Source organism: Psychrobacillus sp. (assembly GCF_056205495.1).
Window position 1 is genome coordinate 1 of record NZ_JBAEAP010000053.1, and the last position, 1,909, is coordinate 1,909.

The window sequence follows — 1,909 nt, forward strand, 5'->3', positions numbered from 1 at the left end:
GGATAGGCTTGAGGGGAGCGAGGTGGTTGATTTGTAGTAAACTCCATACATATAAATGTCCTAGAGTTACATTATGCTCGGTTATTCTTTATAATAGAGTCAAATAGATTTGTACTTGAAAGGAAAGCGATCGATGATGTATGAGCGATTGATTGATTCGGAGCTGGAGACGGAAGTATTGGCCCGACAGCTAGCTGAAAGATTACAGCCTGCAGATGTCCTTACATTAGAGGGAGATTTAGGAGCAGGGAAGACAACATTTACGAAGAGTGTGGCGAAGGGTCTTGGAATCACAAGAAACGTGAACAGCCCGACGTTTACAATATTGAAGCAATATGAGGGTAGGCTACCTTTAAACCATTTGGATGTTTACCGTTTAGCGGATAGCGATGAGGATCTGGGCTGGGACGAGCTTTTTTACGGTGATGCGGTAAGTATTATTGAGTGGGCTCATTTAATACAGGAGGATTTGCCGCCTGAACGATTGGCAATACAGATTCATCGACTGGAGAATGATAAGCGTCGATTTACGTTTGAGCCTTTTGGGAAGAGATATGAACAATTATGTGAGGAGCTTTTTGAATGATTTGGTTAGGAATAGATACATCTCATACGCCGCTTGCGGTAGCAGTCGTTAAGGACGGGCAGGTGCTTGCAGAATATAAGTCCTCAGTGAAGGTAACTCATTCCATTGGAACGATGCCAGCAATAGAGGAGCTTATGAAAAAAGCTGATATTCAGCCTAACGAGCTAGATGCGATTGCGGTGGCAAAAGGGCCAGGCTCTTATACGGGAGTGCGAATTGGTGTGACAATCGGAAAGACGCTCGCTTGGACGTTAAAGATTCCAATTTACTCGGTTTCAAGTTTGCAGGTGCTTGCAGGGAACGCACCATATTTCCAAGGAACGGTGTGTTCCATTATGGATGCTCGACGTGGAAATGTATTTGCGGGAATTTATATGGACGGAAAATTATTGAAGGAATCTCATATGTCCATGGCAGATCTGTTAGCTACCCTAGATGATATAGGGCACCAGGTTTTATTTGTAGGAATGGATGTAGCCCTTCATTGGAACCAAATAAAAGAGGTGCTTGGTGAGAAAGCTCATCAGGCATGCGCATCATTTTCGTTACCAAGTGCTGCAGTCTTAATAGAAATTGCGCAAAATATGGAGCCGGAAGATGTACACACTACGGTGCCAGAATATTTGCGAATAACTGAGGCAGAGGCAAACTGGATGAAAGAGCAGAAGAAAAATGGAAACTAAAACGATTACCTATCGCAAAATGACACTAGAAGACATAGACCAGGTGCTTTTAATAGAAGAAGAGGCATTCGCACATCCATGGACTAGAGAGGCATTCGAGCATGAAATGACGACTAATCTATATTCCTACTATTTAGTAGCGGAGACAGAGGAAAAGGATATTGTCGGCTATTGTGGGATGTGGATTGTCATGGATGAAAGTCATATCACGAATGTCGCAGTTGCAGAACGTATGCGAGGCCATCGAATTGGGGAAGGCTTAATGCGCGAGGCAATCCGTATTGTAAAGTCACAAAAAGGAGTCCTCATGACGTTAGAGGTGCGCGTATCCAATACGATCGCCAAAAATTTATATTACAAGCTTGGCTTCCAGGACGGAGGCATTCGTAAAAACTATTATACAGATACACAAGAGGATGCTCTTGTAATGTGGGTGGAATTCAAATGACAAAAGATCAATATATATTAGGAATAGAAACGAGCTGTGATGAAACCGCAGCGTCCATTGTTAAAAATGGGACAGAAATTATCTCCAATGTAGTGGCGTCACAAATAGAAAGTCACAAGCGCTTTGGTGGAGTAGTTCCAGAGGTTGCTTCTCGTCATCATGTGGAGCAAATCACACTGGTTATCGAAGAGG

The 1,909-nt window shown here is 43.2% G+C and carries 3 protein-coding genes and 1 pseudogene; all 4 read left to right on the forward strand.

Annotation, left to right across the window (positions count from 1 at the left end; all coding sequences use genetic code 11):
• Window positions 1–133 precede the first annotated feature (133 nt).
• Window positions 134–586 carry a tRNA (adenosine(37)-N6)-threonylcarbamoyltransferase complex ATPase subunit type 1 TsaE gene (tsaE, locus tag AC06OU_RS01755; RefSeq protein WP_475853571.1) on the forward strand — a complete coding sequence of 151 codons (453 nt, stop codon included), beginning with the start codon at window positions 134–136 and terminating at the stop codon, window positions 584–586.
• Entirely contained in the window at window positions 583–1,269 is a 687-nt protein-coding gene (gene tsaB / locus AC06OU_RS01760) for a tRNA (adenosine(37)-N6)-threonylcarbamoyltransferase complex dimerization subunit type 1 TsaB (RefSeq protein WP_475853572.1), read from the forward strand. The genes tsaE and tsaB overlap by 4 nt, the downstream gene beginning before the upstream one ends.
• A complete protein-coding gene (gene rimI / locus AC06OU_RS01765; RefSeq protein WP_340881919.1) occupies window positions 1,259–1,717 on the forward strand; it encodes a ribosomal protein S18-alanine N-acetyltransferase in 459 nt (152 codons plus the stop codon). Before tsaB ends, rimI begins: the two co-directional genes overlap by 11 nt.
• Window positions 1,714–1,909, forward strand: a pseudogene (locus AC06OU_RS01770) (tRNA (adenosine(37)-N6)-threonylcarbamoyltransferase complex transferase subunit TsaD); the annotation flags it as partial. The gene rimI and the pseudogene AC06OU_RS01770, both read left to right, overlap by 4 nt.

Bases quoted from the DNA above. Each gene is read 5' to 3' on its own strand.
- tsaE (WP_475853571.1), top strand. From the start codon at position 134: ATGATGTATGAGCGATTGATTGATTCGGAGCTGGAGACGGAAGTATTG.
- tsaB (WP_475853572.1), top strand. From the start codon at position 583: ATGATTTGGTTAGGAATAGATACATCTCATACGCCGCTTGCGGTAGCA.
- rimI (WP_340881919.1), top strand. From the start codon at position 1,259: ATGGAAACTAAAACGATTACCTATCGCAAAATGACACTAGAAGACATA.